This is a genomic window from Campylobacter sp. RM9333, from assembly GCF_020137705.1.
Taxonomy (GTDB): Bacteria; Campylobacterota; Campylobacteria; order Campylobacterales; family Campylobacteraceae; genus Campylobacter_E.
The window spans coordinates 1-17097 of the sequence record NZ_JACGAY010000005.1; the positions used below are offsets into that span (position 1 = coordinate 1).

Here is a 17097-nt window from a genome sequence, read left to right on the forward strand (position 1 = left end):
TAATAAAGCGATAATAAATCCAATAGCTATTAAGATATTTATGGGTTTTCTAGGTTTGCTAATAGGTGTTAGCTCGTATTTAGTAAAAAATTCTTTTAATAAAAAATATCTATAAGTTGCACTTGTTAAAACGCTGATAATTATATAAATTAAAACATAACTAATATAAGAAAAATCAAAAGAATTTAATAAGCCCTTTGGTTTAAAATAAAAATAACCAAAAAACGATAAAACCACAATTGCCCCATAAATAATTCCTGCATAAATCCACATAGAACGCAACGCATAGCTAAAATAACTAAACAATAATGTAGGAAGGCATATATCTTTTAGTCTAAAAGAATATCTTGCTGTATTTGATTCGCCATTATTTGTATAGTATTTTGCCGCATTGCTTAACTCATCAACTATTGCAGCATTTGGCAATTCTCCTACAAATTCACTCAACTTTACTCTCAATTCTTCTTCATTTTTGATTAATTCTCGACCTTTGTTAGAAATTAAAAAATCTGTTTTCATAAAATCATCCTATTATTTGTAATATTTTTGTGTAATTGTCTTTTTGAACTGCTTTATATACAAAATATATATCAACTAATACGTAAATATATAAAGCCCATAAAATAAAAACTCCGATAAATATGAGTGTCGAAGCTAAGCCTATTAAAAATAGACCTATTTTTAAAAATCCTAAAAGCATATTTCCTTGATAAAATCTATCAACACCCCAAACTCCGAAGAAAAATCCTAAAACTGCTGCTAAAATTGGGCTTTTTAATGGGATTAGTGGAAGGTTTTTATATTTTTCTTCGCTTAAATTATCAAGTTTATCATTTAGCATAAACTTTTGCTCGCTTGAAATTTTATTATCAAGTAGCATTAAAATGGAACTCTTATCCATAATTACTCCTTTTTTTTAAAATGAAGTAATTATTCTACACCCCCCCCCTATTAACAAAGGGTAAATTAATAAAAAATAATTTAAGATTTTAATTTTTAATTTCTTGTGAGTTCTCTTTAGCACTTACCATATAAACATATCTATAAGGACTAAGAGTTTTTGTATCTTCTAAAATAGCTCTTTTATACCCAGCTTCATCTATGATTTTTACTACTTTTCCAACATAAATACCCTCTGGAAAAATCAAATCCTTTCCACTCGTATAAACCAAATCTCCTATATTTAATTCTTTATAATCAGTAACGAAATTAACATAAATTGAATTTTTACTACCTTGTAAAATAGCAGGAGTTTTATTTTCCCCAACAACCACAGAAAAAACACATTTTTCATCATTTAAACTAAGTGCATAAGCTCTATTATTATTTGAATACATAATCCCCACTGCATTATTATCATATATCAAACCATAAGTAATATCAGGCTTTATACCATCATAACTCATCCAAAATTTAGTTAAACTTCCAATTTTTTCATAAGATAATACCCTAGTTAAGGCTAATTCAAATTCATATTTTTTAAGATTATGAGCTTTTGCAAGATTGTTATATTCTATAACCAAATTATCATATAAGAATTTGTATTGTTTTAGCTTTTTATTTTCTGTGCTTAATTCATCTATCTGATTTACTTGATTAAAATATTTAGTAATATTTTGTTTGGTGTAATCATAAGCATTATAAAGCTTATTTAAAACAAAATCATTAACCCCTAAAACAGCGTTTTTAACATCTACTACAAAATAATAAGAAGATGTAAGCAAAACGCATATTAGGAGTAATAATTTAAATTTATTCATCATTTACTATTTGTCTTAGTAAAGAAATCTCTTCAAGTATTTTTCCAGTTCCCCTTGCTACTGCGTGAAGTGGCTCATCAGCAACATAAACAGGTAATTTCACAATATCGCTTAAATATTTATCAATTCCACGGATTAATGCTCCACCACCAGTTAGCACTATACCATTTTCTACAATATCGCCTGCAAGTTCTGGTTTTGTATTTTCTAATACGAACTTAAGCGCATCAGCAATTTCTTTTAAAGGCTCTTTTATAGCTTCACGAATATCTTCACTACTTAGCTCAACCTTACTTAAAAGCCCTTTTACTTGGTCTTTTCCTTTAACAACTATAGTTAATTCTTCAGGTAATTGAATAGCTGAACCAACTTGAATTTTAATATCTTCGCTAGTTCTTTCGCCAATTATTAGATTGTATTTTTCTTTTACATAATTTACAATTGAGCTATCTAGCTTATCTCCTGCTGTTCTAATACTTTTTGCAGTATGAAGACCACCTAGAGTAATAACTCCTATTTCAGTAGTTCCACCACCAATATCAACTACTAATGAGCCTACAGGCTCTTGCACGGGAAGATTTGCACCAATTGCTGCAGCCATTGGCTCTTCAACCAAATACACTTCTCTTGCACCAGCACTCAAAGCACTTTCGCGAACTGCTTTTCTTTCAACTTGAGTTAGACCATAAGGAACTGATATTAATATTCTAGGGCGTAAAAAACTCTTTCTTTTATGTGTTTTTTCAATAAAATATCTAATCATTTTTTCAGTCATATCAAAATCAGCTATAACCCCATCTCTCATAGGGCGAATTGCTTGAATATCACTAGGAGTTTTGCCTAGCATTTCTTTAGCTTCTTTACCAACTGCTAAAATTTTACTCTTTCCATATTTTGTATGTTGAACTGCTACAACACTTGGCTCATCAATTACTACACCCTTATCTTTTACTAGCACAAGAGTATTTGCTGTGCCTAAATCAATACCCATATCACTTGAAAATAACCCTATTAAATGGTCTAGTATCATTTATTATCCTTAATTTTTAAAAAAATAGCATCGCCTTCGCCATTAACAAAATCTTTATTTATAACGATTTCATAACCTTCATATTTATCTAAATCAAACATTAAATCAAGTAATAATTGCTCTAATATCCCACGAAGACCTCTTGCTCCTGTTTTTCTATCAAGAGCTTTTTTAGCAATAGCTAAAAGTGCATCTTTATCAAATTCTAATTTAACACCATCAAATTCAAAAATCTTTTGATATTGCTTAATTATTGAATTTTTTGGCTCAATTAAAATTCTTACCATATCTTCTTCGCTAATTTCATTAAGACTTGCAATTGCGTGCAATCTTCCAACTAATTCAGGAATTAGACCAAATTTAATCAAATCATCAGGCTCAATATGCGAATACAATTCATCTTCACTAAGTTTAACACTAGTAGTATCAAAACCCATTACATTCTCGCCTTGCTTTTGCTTTAAAATCTCTTCAATTCCATCAAAAGCACCACCACAAATAAATAAAATATTTGAAGTATCAACTTGAATAAATTCTTGATTTGGGTGTTTTCTACCGCCTTGTGGTGGGACATTTACAACGCTACCTTCTATTATCTTAAGCAATGCTTGCTGAACGCCTTCTCCACTTACATCTCTTGTAATTGAGCGGTTTTCTCCCTTTCTTGCGATTTTATCAATTTCATCAATGAAAATTATCCCACATTCTGCACGCTCAACATTATAATCAGCTGCTTGTAAAAGTCTTGTTAAGATATTTTCAACATCTTCTCCTACATATCCAGCTTCAGTTAAACTCGTAGCATCGCAAATTGCTATAGGAATATCAAGTGCTTTTGCCATAGTTTGAGCTAAAAGTGTCTTACCACTTCCTGTAGGTCCTACTAATAAAACATTTGATTTTGCTAATTCTACATCACTCTCATCAGCATTACTCATAAGCCTTTTATAATGATTATGAACGCTTACGCTTAAAACCTTTTTTGCTCTATCCTGACCTATTACATAATTATCCAAATGAGATTTTAAAGCTTTTGAACTTATATCTTTTAAACTATCAGCTACCTCATCTACTGCTAATTCTTTATTTTTAGCATCATACATTTTAAATATAACACCAGCACAAGTAGGACAAATTGTATTATTTTTACCATTTGAAAGTAGGTCAAACGGATAAGATTTGCCACAAAAACTACAAATATTATTGCTCATTATCATTTCCTTTCACTGGAATTCCACGCTTTGTATTTAAAATAAACGAGCATAATTTAACAACTTCGGCAGAATTTGAACTCTCATATAAAGCTTTTGCTCTATCGCTAATTAGCCCTGTTTTACTTCTAAAAATCTTACTAAATGCTTCACTTAATTCATTTATTTTATCTTTTTCTAAATGTCTTCTAAGCCCTACTAAATTAAGACTTCTAACATAAGCACGATTACCTTCAGCTAGACAAAAATGTGGTAAATCTTGAGATAATGCTGAAGCACCTCCAAGCATACAATAATCGCCTATTTTAACCCATTGATGAACCGGAGTAAGTCCGCCAATCACACTAAATGAGCCAACTTCAACATGCCCTGCTAAGGTTACATTGTTTGCTAAAATTATATTATCAGCTAAGGTGCAATCGTGTGCAATATGAACATAAGCCATTATGAAATTATTATTTCCAACTCTTGTGTATCCATCGCCTTTTTGTGTGCCACAATTTATAGTGCAAAACTCACGAATAGTTGTGTTATCACCTATTATTAAAGCTGAAAAATCATCGTTTTTATAAGAAATATCTTGTGGAATATCACCTAAAATAGCATAAGAAAAAATCTTGCAATTATTTCCTATTTTTGTATTTCCTAAAATTCTTGCACCACTTTTAATAATGCAATTATCACCAATTTCTACATTACTTCCTATATATGCAAAAGGCTCAATGCTAACATTTTTGCCTATTTTTGCACCATTTTCTATTATTGCTAAATCTGAAATCATTTATCTACTATCATCGCTTTTAAAATTGCTTGAGTGCATAATGTATCATCTACATAAGCCTCGCCACTAAACACCCACATTGCTCCACGATTTTTAACAACGCTCATTTTATATACTAATTTATCGCCTGGTCTTACTGGTGATTTGAATTTTACTTCTTCCATTCCTGTAAAATATACTACCTTGCTTTTAGGATCAACACTATCTTTCATACTTTGAAAAGCTAAAATTCCACCCGTTTGAGCCATTCCTTCTAATATTAAAACTCCTGGATAAATCGGATGACCTGGAAAGTGTCCTGCAAATACTTGATCACTTATACTAACATTTTTATAACCTAATACATAACCTTCATCAAGATTGATTTCTGTGATTTTATCAACTAACAAAAATGGTGGTCTATGTGGTAAAATTTCTTGAATTTGCATTACATCTAACATTATTATTCCTTTACTATGCTTAAAGGGATTTATTTTAATTTCAGCAATTAAACAAAGTGTAATAATTATAAGCTTTATCGTTGGTAAAGTATAATTTATAAAATTCCAATGCTTTTAAAATAAAAACTATCTTAAAAGCATTAAAAATTAAAATAAAAAGTCTAAATTAAGCCCTTTTAATTCAAAGTCTTTATGAAAATCATTTGGCATAGGAGTTTTTATATCATAATCAAATATTTTTGTCCTAGCACAATGAAGCATCAGCCTTGAGCTAATTATTTTACTATATTTAACATCGCCTAAAATTCCTAGCCCAACGCTATTTAAATGAACTCTTATCTGATGGGTTCTACCTGTTGCAATTTGCACTTTTAATAAGGTTTTTTTACCTTCTATAATTAAAGGCTCTATTTTAGTATAAGCGTATTTTGCGTTTTCACTATTACTAATTTTGCTAAATGCACTTTTGCCTTTTATGGTTAAAATTGGCTCATCAATCTCCATTCCTTCGCTTACTATTTTATTAGTAATTGCTAGGTAGAGTTTTTGCACTTTTTCTTTTTTATATTCGTTTTTTGCAGCCTTTAAAAACTCTTCATTTTTAGCAAATAATACAATGCCACTTGTATCCTTATCAAGTCTATTTAAAAGAGTGTAATTATTTTTAATATGTTCGCTCGCAATACCAATTGGCTTATTAATAGCTAATAAATTATCATCTTCAAACAATACGCTAAGCTCTGGTTTTGCAAGTTTAAAAATAGTATTAACAGGCATAAGACCTCTTGCAATCTCTAATCTTTTGCCCCCGTGCATTACTAAACCTAAATCTATTAATTCTTTAGCAGCTGAATTTGAAATTCCTTCTTGAATTGCTAATAATTTATATGCTTTATCTTGTTTCATTTATTTTCCTATCTAATATTTCGCATAATGCGTTGAAAGTATATTCGTTTTTGATTTTAGCATTTTTAACATTTGTAAAATCAATATCATCACTAATTTTTATATTTTCTATACATTTTAGGCTTGAATATTGAGAAAATACATTAGTTCCTGAAGTGATTTTGCAGCCAAAAAACGCAGCTTCGGCGAAATTATGTCCGCCTATTTTAGTATAAGAACCACCCAAAATCACATAATCACTAATTGAGTAAAAATTAATTAATTCTCCTAAAGTATCTAGCAAAAATACTTCACTTTTTAAATATCCATCACAATCATTGCTATATTTTACAATGTTAAAGCCTTTATTATAAAGCAATTTTTCAACCTTATGAAATCTTTCAGGGTGTCTTGGTGCTATTATTAGACATTTATCTTTTAAGAAATTTTTATCTAGCTTATTTAGAATTATTTCTTCTTCATTTTCGTGAGTACTTGCAATTAAAATTATTTCTTTATTTTTGCTTAATTGCTTAGTAACTATTGGCTTATTTGTAATCTTTATATTTGTAAAAACTTCTATATTTTTAGCATTAAAATATTCTAATCTTTCTTTATCTTCATTACTTTGAGCAAGAATTAAATCAAAATATGAAAATATTTTTGCATAATAAAAACTAAATTTTTTATAATTTTTAAAGCTATTTTCTTTCATTCTAGCGTTTAATAAAATAGTATTTTTATCAAAATCTTTATATATTTTAAGTAAAGCTAACCATAATTCTGCTTCAAATACTATTAAAGTCTTAGCAGGTTTAAGCCATAAATATAATAATGGCTCATAAGGTAGTAAAAAAGCATTATCATCAAATTCTTTTGCTTTCATAAGTCCTGTTTTTGATGAACAAGTAAGTAATATTTTAAAACCTTTATTTTTATAATATTTAATCAACTCGCCTAAAGCGACAGCTTCTCCATAACTTGCAAAATGAAAATGAATATCTGCTATTTTATGCTTTTTGAATGGTAAAAATTTTTGATAAAGTTTAGAATATTTATCCTTAAAACTTAAAGGAATTAAAACCAATAAGAATAAAGGATAAATTAAAATAGAAACAAGAATATAAAAAAAATACATTTTTTAAATTATAAAAATTACTCTTCTATGTATAAAATTCTTCCACAATGTGGGCAGTTATTAATCTCTTCACTTTTTAAAACTGCACTAAAAGTTTTGCTATTTAGTTGCATAAAACAACCATAGCAAGCTTGTTTTTTAACAGGAACTACTGCAGTATTCTTAGCCCATTTTCTAATTTTTTCATAAAATCCGAAAACTTTGCTATCAATTTCGCTAGCTAACTTATCTTTTCTTACATAAATTTCTTTTCTTTTTTCTTCAATAGCATCAAGTGCTGATTTTTGATTAGCTATTGCTATAGTTAAATCATCATTTAATTTAGTAATTTCTTTTTGATTTTCTTTAATTTCTTCTTTTTTATTATCTACTATTTTTTCTAATTTTGATATTTCTTCATTTGCAGCTTCTAATTGCTCTCTTGCGATTTCTTCTTCTAATTTTAAAGCATTTGCTTCTTTTTCTGTTTTTACTAAAGCAATTTTTTTAGCTGTTTCATTTATCTTTGTTGAAAATTGAGCTATGTGATTTTCTACTTTTACTTTACTCTCACTAATTTCTTTTATGCTTTCTTCTAATTTTGAATTTTTATTCTCAAGACTTTTAATTTTATCTTCTAAATTGTTCGCTTCTCTTTTAGCACTTTCAATTTGTGGTAAAAAACTATCTATTTCTTTATCTAATTTAGAAAGCTCTACTAATTGTGATAGGTGTTTATTCATAGTATGTCCTTAATACTCTAAAAATGGATTTTTTGAAGAGCTGATTATAATCTCTATCGGTAATTTTTGCAAATTACTCGCTAAAGAATTAGCAAAACAAATCTCACTTTCATAATGCTTAATATCAATTAAACTTATATTATTTTCACTAAGAGCTAAAGCGTCGTGATATTTAATATCTCCTGTTAAAAATATATTACTCTTAAGCTCACTAGCCAATGAAATTCCAGAACCCGTGCAAATTCCTATTAAATCAGTTTGAATTATTTCTTTTGCTAAAGATATTGATATTTTTTTTAAGTTTAATTTAGCCTTTAAAAAATCAGCCAATTCATAAATATCTTTAAAATTATTCTTAGCATAAGCTAAAAACCCATCGCTTTCAATTATTTCTAAGCCTAAAAACTTTTCACAAAAATATCTATTTAAATGACTTAAATCATAATTCGTATGCATAGAAATTAAAGCACAATTTTTTTTGATTAATTCTTTTAAAATATTACCAGCATAATCATTTTTAATACTTTTAATACCCTTAAAAATCAAAGGATGATGAGTAATAATCAATGAATTTGATAAAAATGATTTTACTTGATTAAAATCTAAATCAAGGCTAAGGTAAATCCTTTCGCAACTATCATCATTACTTAAAATTAACCCACTATTATCCCAACTTTCTTGAGTATTAAAAGGGCTTAATTCATCTAAAATCTTATAAATCTCACTTATTTTCATAAAAATTCCTTATATAAAACGCTAAGCCAAGTTAAAACAGCTATTAAAATAGTAAAAAATACTCCAGCAGAGCCTAAGTCTTTTGCATCTTTTGCAAGTTTATGGTATTTTGAAGTTGCCAAATCTACAACGCTCTCAATAGAAGTATTAAAGCATTCAGCAGCAAATACTAAAATAATAACACCTATTAAAAATGCCTTTTCAAATAAAGAAAAAGGATAAAATAAAGCAAATAAAATAAAGCAAATTCCTATTACAAATTCTATCCTAAAAGCACTTTCATTTAAAGCTCTTTTAACCCCTGCTAAAGCATAACTTGCGTTTTTAAAAAATGAGTATTTCTTCTTCATATTTTCTCCTATTTAGCTAGATTATAAAAAAATTATTAATACTTTCAAATTGATAGCATAAATTTACTAGCATTCATAGCAAATACAACACAAGCTATGCTAGCAGCTCCACTAAGCCTTGCTTCTCCAAACATAGAACTAACTTCTCCTATAGCAAACATATTATTCTTAGCTGTATTAGTATCTATATCAACTACTCTTGCAAATATATCTGATTTAACCCCACCTAAAGTATAGTTTAAATAAACATCTACATTAGCCAAATAAAACATAGGCTTATTAATTGCTTTAATAGAAATATTATTAAGATTTTTACCCAATTTATCAATCCTATTACTAAAATAGCTATTGTATTCATCAACGCAATTAATTAATCTTTTATCAATTTCTTCTAAAGAATAGTATTTGTAAAATATACTTATATCGTTTATATAATTTATTCCGTGATTATCTAGGAGTAATTTAACTAATTTATTATTTTTAATTTCATTTAAAATCGCTATTGCTAAATCTTGCCTTGAGCTATCTTCTCTAACAAATCTTTTAAAATCAGAATTAATTAAAATTCCATATTTAAAAATATCCATAGGCAAAACAAAAGCAAATCTCATTAGACTTAATTGAGTTGGGATTGCTCCATTTTTTAATAAAATCTTTAAAGAATTTGAATTGTTCTTAGACATAGTTTTAGCATAATAAGCTAGTGGATAATGAATTTTTATAAATTCTTTATCGTTTGCAAATCCACCAGTGCAAAAAGCTATATTTTTAACCTTAATTTTTATGATTTCATCTTTATGTAAAATACTTGCAATACCATTATCAAAATCAATTAATTTAGCCTTAGTTAATATATTTACATTTTTACTAAGCAATCTGTTGATTAATGGATTTATCACACTTTCTTTAGCATTTTTTAAAGGGTGTAATTCTCTAGGAACTGAATGATTTAAGCTATTTAATATAGCTAATTCAAATTCAACCCCAAAACTTTTTAAAAGTTGAGTAGCTTGTGCTGATTTTTCACTAAGCTCTTTTAATAAAGTAAAATCAGCATAATTAGTTGAATAAGAAATCAAATCATCATAAAATTTATCATCTTTTATATTTGCTAGTTGTTGAAAAGATGAATTACTAGCAGCAAAATTTAAATAACTCTTAGCTCCGCCTAATTCATCATCTTGCTCAATTAATAAAATATCTTGTTTAACCAATAAATTCGCCAATGTTAAACCACTAATACCACTACCTACAATTAAACAAAACAACTCATTCATAAGCAATCCTAATATAAAAATTAGCTCCAATTTTTCTAGTTTTTAAAAACACATCAGCATTTAACTCACTATTTAAAATATTTTTTATCATAAAAAGCCCAAGCCCTGAACCATTTTTCGTGCTAAAATAAGGTTTAAAAATTTCTTCTTCTAAATCCTTTTTAACCCCTATTCCATTATCTTTTATACTAATGTAAATATTATTTTTATAAGCATAAAGATTAATTATAATATAAGGATTTTTTATATTAACTAAAGCATCTTTTGCATTTGTAATGAGATTGATTATTGCATGAGCTAAACTATTTTTATATGAATTTATTTTTAAATTCTTATCAAGTCTTAAAGTAGTATTAATTGCATTCCTTGTAAGGCTTGCATTACAAATCGTTAAAGAATTTAAAATAGCTTCATAAACATAAAAAGAGCTTTTTTCTTGCTTTGTCTTATAAAAATCATAAAATTCATCAATAGTTTTTGACATATAATTTAAAATAGGATTTATCTCTTTTAATTTTTGATGAAACTTATCATCAATTTTTTGTTTTTCTAAACTAATCTCAAGATAACTAGAAATTGCACCTAAAGTTGCTAATGGCTGTCTATATTCATGAGCTATACAAGCTATCATTTCACCTAATGCAGCTAATTTTGATTGATGATTTAGCAATTGCTCTTTTTGTGTATTTTCATCTAATTTAGCCTTAATTATTTCAACTTGATTTTTTACTTCTTCTTGTAAATTTGCATTTAATTTTCTTAGTTTTTCTTCGGTTTTTAATAATTTATTAATTAAAAATCCTAAAACAAAATATACCCCAATAAAAGCAAAAAATACCAAAACCACACTAATTATAAAAGCCTTTTTTATTATATGTAAATGAGTTTTATAATCTTTTGTAATATCTTTTTTAATCAATATGAAAAATCTATCATTTAAAATAATTTCATTACTTAAATAATATTTATCATCTAATTTAATTATATCTTCATCATTTTTTAAAAGTTTAGTTTTATTTTGCCAATCAAATTCATTATAAAAATACTCATTTTCATACTTTAAAGCAGCTAAAAAATCATCTTGAATTTTTAAATTATCTAATAATTTTTTTGCACTTATTGTATAAGTAATCGCATAATTTTCATTTATTTTTAAATTAATTAAATAAACTGGTTCGGTATTTAATCTAAGTAAAATATCTGTTTGATTATTAAAATCATATTGGCAATTTAATTTTATTTTATCTTTTTCTATGCAAATATTTTCTTTTAAAATCAATAATTTAATATCCTTTAAATACGCCTCATTTGAGCTTAGATTTAAAAATAATTTATTTAATTTATTTAGTTTTTCATCATTTTTTAAATAATCTAAATTAGAACTAAATTCATAACTAATACTAAGCGTATTGTTTAATAAATTATTTAAAAAATCACTATAAAAATAAATAAACCTATCATTAAAACTATTTTTGTTTTGAAATAAATAATTTTTATGCCAAGAAATATATAAAAAATTCAAAATAAAACATAAAAAAATAATCAAAGTTAAAACAAATATAAAAGCTTTTTTGCGAATGCTTATATTAAGTAATTTTGATATAGTATCCACGAGAATTTGCATTATGAATTATACCTTTATCGCCTAATTTCTTTCTAAGATTTTTAATGAGTGATTTAATAGCATCAGAACTTACATCATAATCATTATATACATAATCGCAAATCTTATAAATATCTACAATGTTAGGACTACTTTTTAACAAAATTTCAAGCAATAAAAATTCTTTTTTGCTAAGCTTAATAATCTCATCATTTACTAATAACTCATTTAAATCAATATCTAAATATATATTATTGCTTAATTTAATTTTATTATTAATACTTTTTATAGCCTTTTTTAAAGCATCTTCAAGTTTAATCCTATCAAAAGGTTTTATTAAATACTTGCAAATATTAAGCTCAACTGCACTTAATAAAGTTTGTTTATCGCTTAAAGCTGTAATCATAATAGCAGGAATTTTATTATCAGAATTTCTTATATTTTCTAATAAATTTAAACCATCAAGTTTTGGCATAGAAATATCAAGTAATAATATATCAGGCTTTTTAGCCAAATATATATCTAAAGCACTTAAGCCATCTTTAGCATAAAGCACATTAAAATCAAGTAGTTCTAGCAAATCAATCACTTGACTTGCTAGATTTAAATCATCTTCTGCATATAAAATTGTGTATTTTTTCATTTTTTATCTAATTTACCCCTTAAACCATCATGACCTACATGGGTATGACAACTTACACATTTTAATTCATTTGCGTAATCTAAATATCTTTTATGCATTGTATTTTGCATTTCATTTTTAGAATTAATTTTAGTAATATCTTGATGACATTTTAAGCATCCACTATCATAAACATAATCTTTTTTATGATTGAGTTTTTCATACCAATCTATCTTTTCATCAGCTCCAATAGCAGTGATACTAAATTCTTTAATGCCATTATAAGCTTTTGTGCTTAGATAATTTACTATATTATCGTGTGGCAAATGACAATCTACACAATTTGCCTTTATACCTAGATTATTATTACCACTATGAACATCTTTAATATAAGCTTCCTTCATCGGTTGCATTACATGACAACTCGCACAAAATTTATCATCGCCAGTCATTTGTATAGCTTTATGAGATAAAAATACAAAAATTAAAGTTAAAACCACAATAGATGAAACAAAAATAATAGTTTTTTTCATTTTATCTCCCTCATCCAAGTTTTAGTATTATGGCAAGTATTACACATATTAAATGATGGCTTATGCTCATTATGACAGGTGTAACAATTTAAATTCGCATTATCATGAATACTATTATGCGGGTTTTTACCTTTTAAAAAATCAAGCCTTTTTGCTAATTTCTCTTTACTTCCATGACAACTTAGACATGAATTAGAATCAAGTGCTTTATAATCTTTTTCATTTGCTTCTTTATGACAATCTGTGCATTTTAATTTCACTTCAATATGATGTGGTTTTATTGCAAATTCATTGCCTAATGCAAAAATACTTAATATCAAAATCATTAATAATTTTTGCATTTATACTCCTTTTAAAATATCTTTCGCACAAGCAATTCCTGAAGTCATACAATCAGGAATAGAACAACTAGTAAGCCTTGATTGTCCATGAACACCACCAGTTGCCTCACCAATCGCATAAAGCCCTTTAATTGGCTCATAGTTACTAATATTTAAAACTCTCATATTTATATCAGCATAAACACCACCTGGAGTATAACTAAGACCTGGTGCAGCTGTCATTGCATAAAAAGGTGCTTTACTCATACTAGAATTTTTAATCTTACTTAAATCTTTTTTGAACTCATCTTTATTATTTGAAATGCCTGTTTCATAATCTTGCATTGTCTTTAATAAATCATTTTCATTAAGCTTAAAATTATTAGCTAAATCACTTAGGCTATCAAATTTCTTCATTTTCCCTGCAGTAATAAAACTTTGCATTCTATTAGGGTCGTGCGAATTAGCAAATCCTGTGCTATCAAAAATAATTATTGGATAAATTGTTGTGTTAATCTTTTCCATATGAGCTAAGATTTTATTTGATAAACCTTGTCTATCTCCATCTTCATTTAAAAATCTTTTAGCATTGCAATCAACCATAATCCCATAAATTAAATCTTCTGTAGGAATTCCAAAAGAAAATCTACTAAGTGCTAATTGAGTTGGGATTGCTCCTACCTTTAGCATTTGTTTTAATGCACCAGCAGTCTGACCTAAACTTGAAGGGCTTTTTGCCAACCTTAATCTAGGATTTACTATACTTCTAAACTCAATATCACGGCTAAATCCACCTGTTGCAAAAACTACCGCAAGCCTTGCTTTATAGTGTTTTTTATCTCCACTTAAATTCTCTCTATCATCATTTGCTAGATTTCTATTAAATCTATAATTTTCTCTAACGCTTACGCCAATTATTTTGCCACTTTCATCTTGAATGATTTCATCGCATTTAGTTTCGTTTTTAATCTTTCCATTATGTTTTATAAAAAATTCATTTAAAGTGCTAATACAAGCACCACCACCGCCAATAGTTTCAACACTTCTAGCAACACTATGACCGCCTAAAAACTTAAGCTTATCAGCATATTTAACCCCACAACTTTTAGCAAATTCATATGCTTCATTTGAATTTCTTATAATTCTTAAAGAATGTTCTAAATGATTATATCCAGCTCCAGCTTTATTTAAATCATTTAAAAATAATTCTTCGCTATCTTTTATGCCAGCTTTAATTTGTAAATCTGAATTAAGAACAGCAAAATCTTGTTGAGATAAAGCAGAATTACCACCAATTCTATCCATCTTTTCAATCATTAAAACATCAATTTTATTCTTTACTAAATAAGCAGCACAAATATGAGCACTCACACCACTTCCGATTATAATAACATCAGCTATTTCATCAAATTTTATGTCTTTTCCTAAATTATCATTAGCGTTTAATGCTAAAGGTGCACTAAGGCCAACTCCTGCTACTCCTTTTATAAAATTTCTCCTTGATAACATCTATACTCCTTCTAAAAAATCAATTTATTATAAAAACATGTAGTGGCAAAAAAGTGTCAAATATAAATTTATTTTTAAGATTTTAATATAAATTTTAAGTCTAAGATAGTCAATATTTTAAATGATAGAAATGATATATCAACTATAAAATATTTAAAATCTTGATATTAATTTAATTTCTAGATTTGTTTAATAGTTTTTAAAAGTATAAAATAATTAATGAAAATCTTATAAAAATATCTAGTATTTAGTGCTTATATTGTTAAAACATTATTTTGTAATAAACATTAATATCCGATTTTTTCTGCTTAGTTACAATTTTAATTTTTAGTATCAATTTAAGTATTTTAATATCTTATTAAAACCAATTATTTTATTTAAATTAATATAAATTACTATATTTATAAGCTGCGTAATTTTTAATATTCACTTAAGTTTTAAACATCAAATCTATCTAATAATATTTACAAACTAATCAAATGATTTAAACTACAAGCATAATACAAAGTAAGTTCTATAAAAGCATTGTAAATTAAATTCCAAAAGATTTTAACAATAAATATTTTTATACTTTTTTAAAATATCACTATGAATTATAAAAGTATAAATTATTTTGAAAAATAAATGAAGATATAAACAATAATCTAAAAAGCCATAATTATTTTTTAGGCTTTTTAGAACTTTTTAAATGTTTTTCTAATTTTTTTCTTCCACTAAATGATATTTTTTCTATGAATAAATGTCCATCAAGATGGTCGTTTTCGTGTTGAATAGCAACTGCTAAAAGCCCTTCAGCTTCTAAAGTTTTTTGATTTCCAAACCTATCTAAATAATCAACTTTAATTTTATTATATCTAGTTACTTCTTCAAAAAAACCAGGAACACTAAGACAACCTTCTTCATAAACTTGCGTTCCTTCTCCAATAGGTGTGATTATTGGATTAATAAATTCAATCAAATCATCTTTATTTTGTTCTTCATTTTCATTTAATAAATTAATCAAAAATATTCTTAAAGGTTTTGCAACTTGTATTGCTGCTAAACCTATACCACTAGATGAAATCATAGTTTCATACATATCATCTAAAAATGTATGTAACTCTTCATCAAATACCTTAACTTCTTCACTCCTAGTAAATAATAATTTATTAGGATAAGTTATTAATTTAAGCATCATTTTCTTCACTATCTCCAACTACAGCATAAATTTCTTTATTTTTACCAGTATTCGGTAATACGCTAATAGCCTCAAGAATTTGTTCTTCATAATTATCGCCACTAAGTGCTACAACGCTCATTTCTATATTAATATCAATTTCATTATCATTTATAAAAAATGTTGTATTGTAAAATAAGTCTGAAATTCTCTCACAAGCTTTTTTTGCATTAACTATATTTGTATGTTTCATTGCCATTACAAAAATACCATCTCCATAATGTGCCACAACATCGCTTCTTCTTGAGGTTTTTAATAATAATTTCGCAACATTTCTCATCAAAAGATTTTTATCTTTTTGTAATTCAATTGTATTTAATAAACTATCTTTAATCTTTACAAACATCAATGATATTGAATAACCATATTTTTTAATATCTTCTATGTCTTGAGTAATATTATTATATAAATATCTTTTATTAAACACTCCGAATTTATCATCAAATTCACTCTGCTCATTCACCCTATTATGTATTTTTACAATCTCATCATAACCTTTTTTTATACTATTTAATTGAATATCAAGGGCTGTGGTGAGTTTAGCCATATCACTATCTAAAGACCTTAAAATATTTTGAATAGATAAAGAACCAGTAGCGATACTCAAATCGCCTATTTTTTTCTTAATTAAAGCTTTCATTGTGCTTATATTTTTATAAATTGTTGCAATAGAACCTACTAGCTGTTTTATATTTACAAAGGTTTCTTTAATGTCTTGTTCTATTACAGCAACTTTATTACTTTGGTCTTCTTTTTCATAAGTAATCATTTCTGTTACTCTTTTTTTAAAGGCCATAGGCTTAGTATCTAACATTTTTTCAAAATAAATAGAATAATTAGTAGGAGTTGGTGGAACATTATCCTCTATAAGTTGTTTAATTACTTGTTGAGTAAATTTCTCAAATTCTCCACCGCTTAATTTCTGAATCTTAGGAGATTCATCGTGTATTATCTCTTTATTCAAA

The 17097-nt window shown here is 26.6% G+C and carries 20 protein-coding genes; all 20 read right to left on the reverse strand.

Annotated features, from left to right (window positions below):
* Window positions 1-519, reverse strand: a 519-nt coding sequence (locus tag AVBRAN9333_RS03060) for a hypothetical protein (RefSeq protein WP_336609416.1), incomplete at its 3' end; no start/stop codon positions are given.
* Window positions 520-523: 4 nt separating this feature from the next.
* The gene (locus AVBRAN9333_RS03065) at window positions 524-901 is read right to left on the reverse strand and encodes an NINE protein (protein ID WP_214115824.1); all 378 of its coding nucleotides are present in this window, start codon (window positions 899-901) and stop codon (window positions 524-526) included.
* An 88-nt stretch (window positions 902-989) separates the two neighbouring features.
* Window positions 990-1760 (reverse strand): rod shape-determining protein MreC, encoded by a 771-nt coding sequence (mreC, locus tag AVBRAN9333_RS03070; protein ID WP_336609417.1) that lies wholly within the window; start codon window positions 1758-1760, stop codon window positions 990-992.
* Window positions 1753-2790 carry a rod shape-determining protein gene (locus tag AVBRAN9333_RS03075; protein ID WP_214115826.1) on the reverse strand — a complete coding sequence of 346 codons (1038 nt, stop codon included), beginning with the start codon at window positions 2788-2790 and terminating at the stop codon, window positions 1753-1755. Before AVBRAN9333_RS03075 ends, mreC begins: the two co-directional genes overlap by 8 nt.
* Window positions 2787-4001 (reverse strand): ATP-dependent Clp protease ATP-binding subunit ClpX, encoded by a 1215-nt coding sequence (gene clpX / locus AVBRAN9333_RS03080; RefSeq protein WP_214115827.1) that lies wholly within the window; start codon window positions 3999-4001, stop codon window positions 2787-2789. Before clpX ends, AVBRAN9333_RS03075 begins: the two co-directional genes overlap by 4 nt.
* Window positions 3991-4782 carry an acyl-ACP--UDP-N-acetylglucosamine O-acyltransferase gene (lpxA, locus tag AVBRAN9333_RS03085; protein WP_336609418.1) on the reverse strand — a complete coding sequence of 264 codons (792 nt, stop codon included), beginning with the start codon at window positions 4780-4782 and terminating at the stop codon, window positions 3991-3993. Before lpxA ends, clpX begins: the two co-directional genes overlap by 11 nt.
* Window positions 4779-5222, reverse strand: a complete 444-nt coding sequence (fabZ, locus tag AVBRAN9333_RS03090) for a 3-hydroxyacyl-ACP dehydratase FabZ (protein WP_214115829.1) — start codon at window positions 5220-5222, stop codon at window positions 4779-4781. The genes lpxA and fabZ overlap by 4 nt, the downstream gene beginning before the upstream one ends.
* A gap of 147 nt (window positions 5223-5369) precedes the next feature.
* Window positions 5370-6128, reverse strand: a complete 759-nt coding sequence (locus AVBRAN9333_RS03095) for a pseudouridine synthase family protein (RefSeq protein ID WP_214115830.1) — start codon at window positions 6126-6128, stop codon at window positions 5370-5372.
* Entirely contained in the window at window positions 6115-7245 is a 1131-nt protein-coding gene (locus AVBRAN9333_RS03100) for a glycosyltransferase N-terminal domain-containing protein (RefSeq protein WP_336609419.1), read from the reverse strand. Before AVBRAN9333_RS03100 ends, AVBRAN9333_RS03095 begins: the two co-directional genes overlap by 14 nt.
* Window positions 7246-7262: 17 nt before the next feature.
* On the reverse strand, window positions 7263-7967 hold the full coding sequence (locus AVBRAN9333_RS03105; protein ID WP_214115832.1) for a zinc ribbon domain-containing protein: 705 nt from the start codon (window positions 7965-7967) through the stop codon (window positions 7263-7265).
* A gap of 9 nt (window positions 7968-7976) precedes the next feature.
* On the reverse strand, window positions 7977-8702 hold the full coding sequence (locus AVBRAN9333_RS03110; protein ID WP_336609420.1) for a Nif3-like dinuclear metal center hexameric protein: 726 nt from the start codon (window positions 8700-8702) through the stop codon (window positions 7977-7979).
* Window positions 8699-9052 (reverse strand): diacylglycerol kinase, encoded by a 354-nt coding sequence (locus AVBRAN9333_RS03115; protein WP_214115834.1) that lies wholly within the window; start codon window positions 9050-9052, stop codon window positions 8699-8701. Before AVBRAN9333_RS03115 ends, AVBRAN9333_RS03110 begins: the two co-directional genes overlap by 4 nt.
* 44 nt (window positions 9053-9096) lie before the next feature.
* Window positions 9097-10329, reverse strand: coding sequence for an FAD-binding protein (locus AVBRAN9333_RS03120; RefSeq protein WP_336609421.1), 1233 nt, complete (start codon window positions 10327-10329; stop codon window positions 9097-9099).
* Window positions 10322-11953, reverse strand: coding sequence for a sensor histidine kinase (locus AVBRAN9333_RS03125; RefSeq protein WP_336609422.1), 1632 nt, complete (start codon window positions 11951-11953; stop codon window positions 10322-10324). The genes AVBRAN9333_RS03120 and AVBRAN9333_RS03125 overlap by 8 nt, the downstream gene beginning before the upstream one ends.
* Window positions 11916-12575 (reverse strand): response regulator transcription factor, encoded by a 660-nt coding sequence (locus tag AVBRAN9333_RS03130; RefSeq protein ID WP_214120636.1) that lies wholly within the window; start codon window positions 12573-12575, stop codon window positions 11916-11918. Before AVBRAN9333_RS03130 ends, AVBRAN9333_RS03125 begins: the two co-directional genes overlap by 38 nt.
* Window positions 12572-13087: a cytochrome c3 family protein gene (locus tag AVBRAN9333_RS03135; protein WP_214115838.1), complete on the reverse strand. Its 516-nt coding sequence runs from the start codon at window positions 13085-13087 to the stop codon at window positions 12572-12574. Before AVBRAN9333_RS03135 ends, AVBRAN9333_RS03130 begins: the two co-directional genes overlap by 4 nt.
* Window positions 13084-13428 (reverse strand): cytochrome c3 family protein, encoded by a 345-nt coding sequence (locus AVBRAN9333_RS03140; RefSeq protein WP_214115839.1) that lies wholly within the window; start codon window positions 13426-13428, stop codon window positions 13084-13086. The genes AVBRAN9333_RS03135 and AVBRAN9333_RS03140 overlap by 4 nt, the downstream gene beginning before the upstream one ends.
* Window positions 13429-14916 (reverse strand): flavocytochrome c, encoded by a 1488-nt coding sequence (locus AVBRAN9333_RS03145; RefSeq protein ID WP_214150590.1) that lies wholly within the window; start codon window positions 14914-14916, stop codon window positions 13429-13431.
* Window positions 14917-15574: 658 nt separating this feature from the next.
* The gene (gene def / locus AVBRAN9333_RS03150) at window positions 15575-16093 is read right to left on the reverse strand and encodes a peptide deformylase (protein ID WP_214115841.1); all 519 of its coding nucleotides are present in this window, start codon (window positions 16091-16093) and stop codon (window positions 15575-15577) included.
* Window positions 16083-17096 carry a GGDEF domain-containing protein gene (locus tag AVBRAN9333_RS03155; RefSeq protein WP_214115842.1) on the reverse strand — a complete coding sequence of 338 codons (1014 nt, stop codon included), beginning with the start codon at window positions 17094-17096 and terminating at the stop codon, window positions 16083-16085. Before AVBRAN9333_RS03155 ends, def begins: the two co-directional genes overlap by 11 nt.
* Window position 17097: the final 1 nt, after the last annotated feature.

Coding starts and splice junctions, on each gene's coding strand:
- AVBRAN9333_RS03065 (WP_214115824.1), bottom strand. CDS start 901: ATGGATAAGAGTTCCATTTTAATGCTACTTGATAATAAAATTTCAAGC.
- AVBRAN9333_RS03105 (WP_214115832.1), bottom strand. CDS start 7,967: ATGAATAAACACCTATCACAATTAGTAGAGCTTTCTAAATTAGATAAA.
- fabZ (WP_214115829.1), bottom strand. CDS start 5,222: ATGTTAGATGTAATGCAAATTCAAGAAATTTTACCACATAGACCACCA.
- AVBRAN9333_RS03145 (WP_214150590.1), bottom strand. CDS start 14,916: ATGTTATCAAGGAGAAATTTTATAAAAGGAGTAGCAGGAGTTGGCCTT.
- lpxA (WP_336609418.1), bottom strand. CDS start 4,782: ATGATTTCAGATTTAGCAATAATAGAAAATGGTGCAAAAATAGGCAAA.
- clpX (WP_214115827.1), bottom strand. CDS start 4,001: ATGAGCAATAATATTTGTAGTTTTTGTGGCAAATCTTATCCGTTTGAC.
- AVBRAN9333_RS03110 (WP_336609420.1), bottom strand. CDS start 8,702: ATGAAAATAAGTGAGATTTATAAGATTTTAGATGAATTAAGCCCTTTT.
- AVBRAN9333_RS03140 (WP_214115839.1), bottom strand. CDS start 13,428: ATGCAAAAATTATTAATGATTTTGATATTAAGTATTTTTGCATTAGGC.
- AVBRAN9333_RS03135 (WP_214115838.1), bottom strand. CDS start 13,087: ATGAAAAAAACTATTATTTTTGTTTCATCTATTGTGGTTTTAACTTTA.
- def (WP_214115841.1), bottom strand. CDS start 16,093: ATGATGCTTAAATTAATAACTTATCCTAATAAATTATTATTTACTAGG.
- AVBRAN9333_RS03095 (WP_214115830.1), bottom strand. CDS start 6,128: ATGAAACAAGATAAAGCATATAAATTATTAGCAATTCAAGAAGGAATT.
- AVBRAN9333_RS03130 (WP_214120636.1), bottom strand. CDS start 12,575: ATGAAAAAATACACAATTTTATATGCAGAAGATGATTTAAATCTAGCA.
- AVBRAN9333_RS03120 (WP_336609421.1), bottom strand. CDS start 10,329: ATGAATGAGTTGTTTTGTTTAATTGTAGGTAGTGGTATTAGTGGTTTA.
- AVBRAN9333_RS03125 (WP_336609422.1), bottom strand. CDS start 11,953: ATGCAAATTCTCGTGGATACTATATCAAAATTACTTAATATAAGCATT.
- AVBRAN9333_RS03075 (WP_214115826.1), bottom strand. CDS start 2,790: ATGATACTAGACCATTTAATAGGGTTATTTTCAAGTGATATGGGTATT.
- AVBRAN9333_RS03115 (WP_214115834.1), bottom strand. CDS start 9,052: ATGAAGAAGAAATACTCATTTTTTAAAAACGCAAGTTATGCTTTAGCA.
- AVBRAN9333_RS03100 (WP_336609419.1), bottom strand. CDS start 7,245: ATGTATTTTTTTTATATTCTTGTTTCTATTTTAATTTATCCTTTATTC.
- mreC (WP_336609417.1), bottom strand. CDS start 1,760: ATGAATAAATTTAAATTATTACTCCTAATATGCGTTTTGCTTACATCT.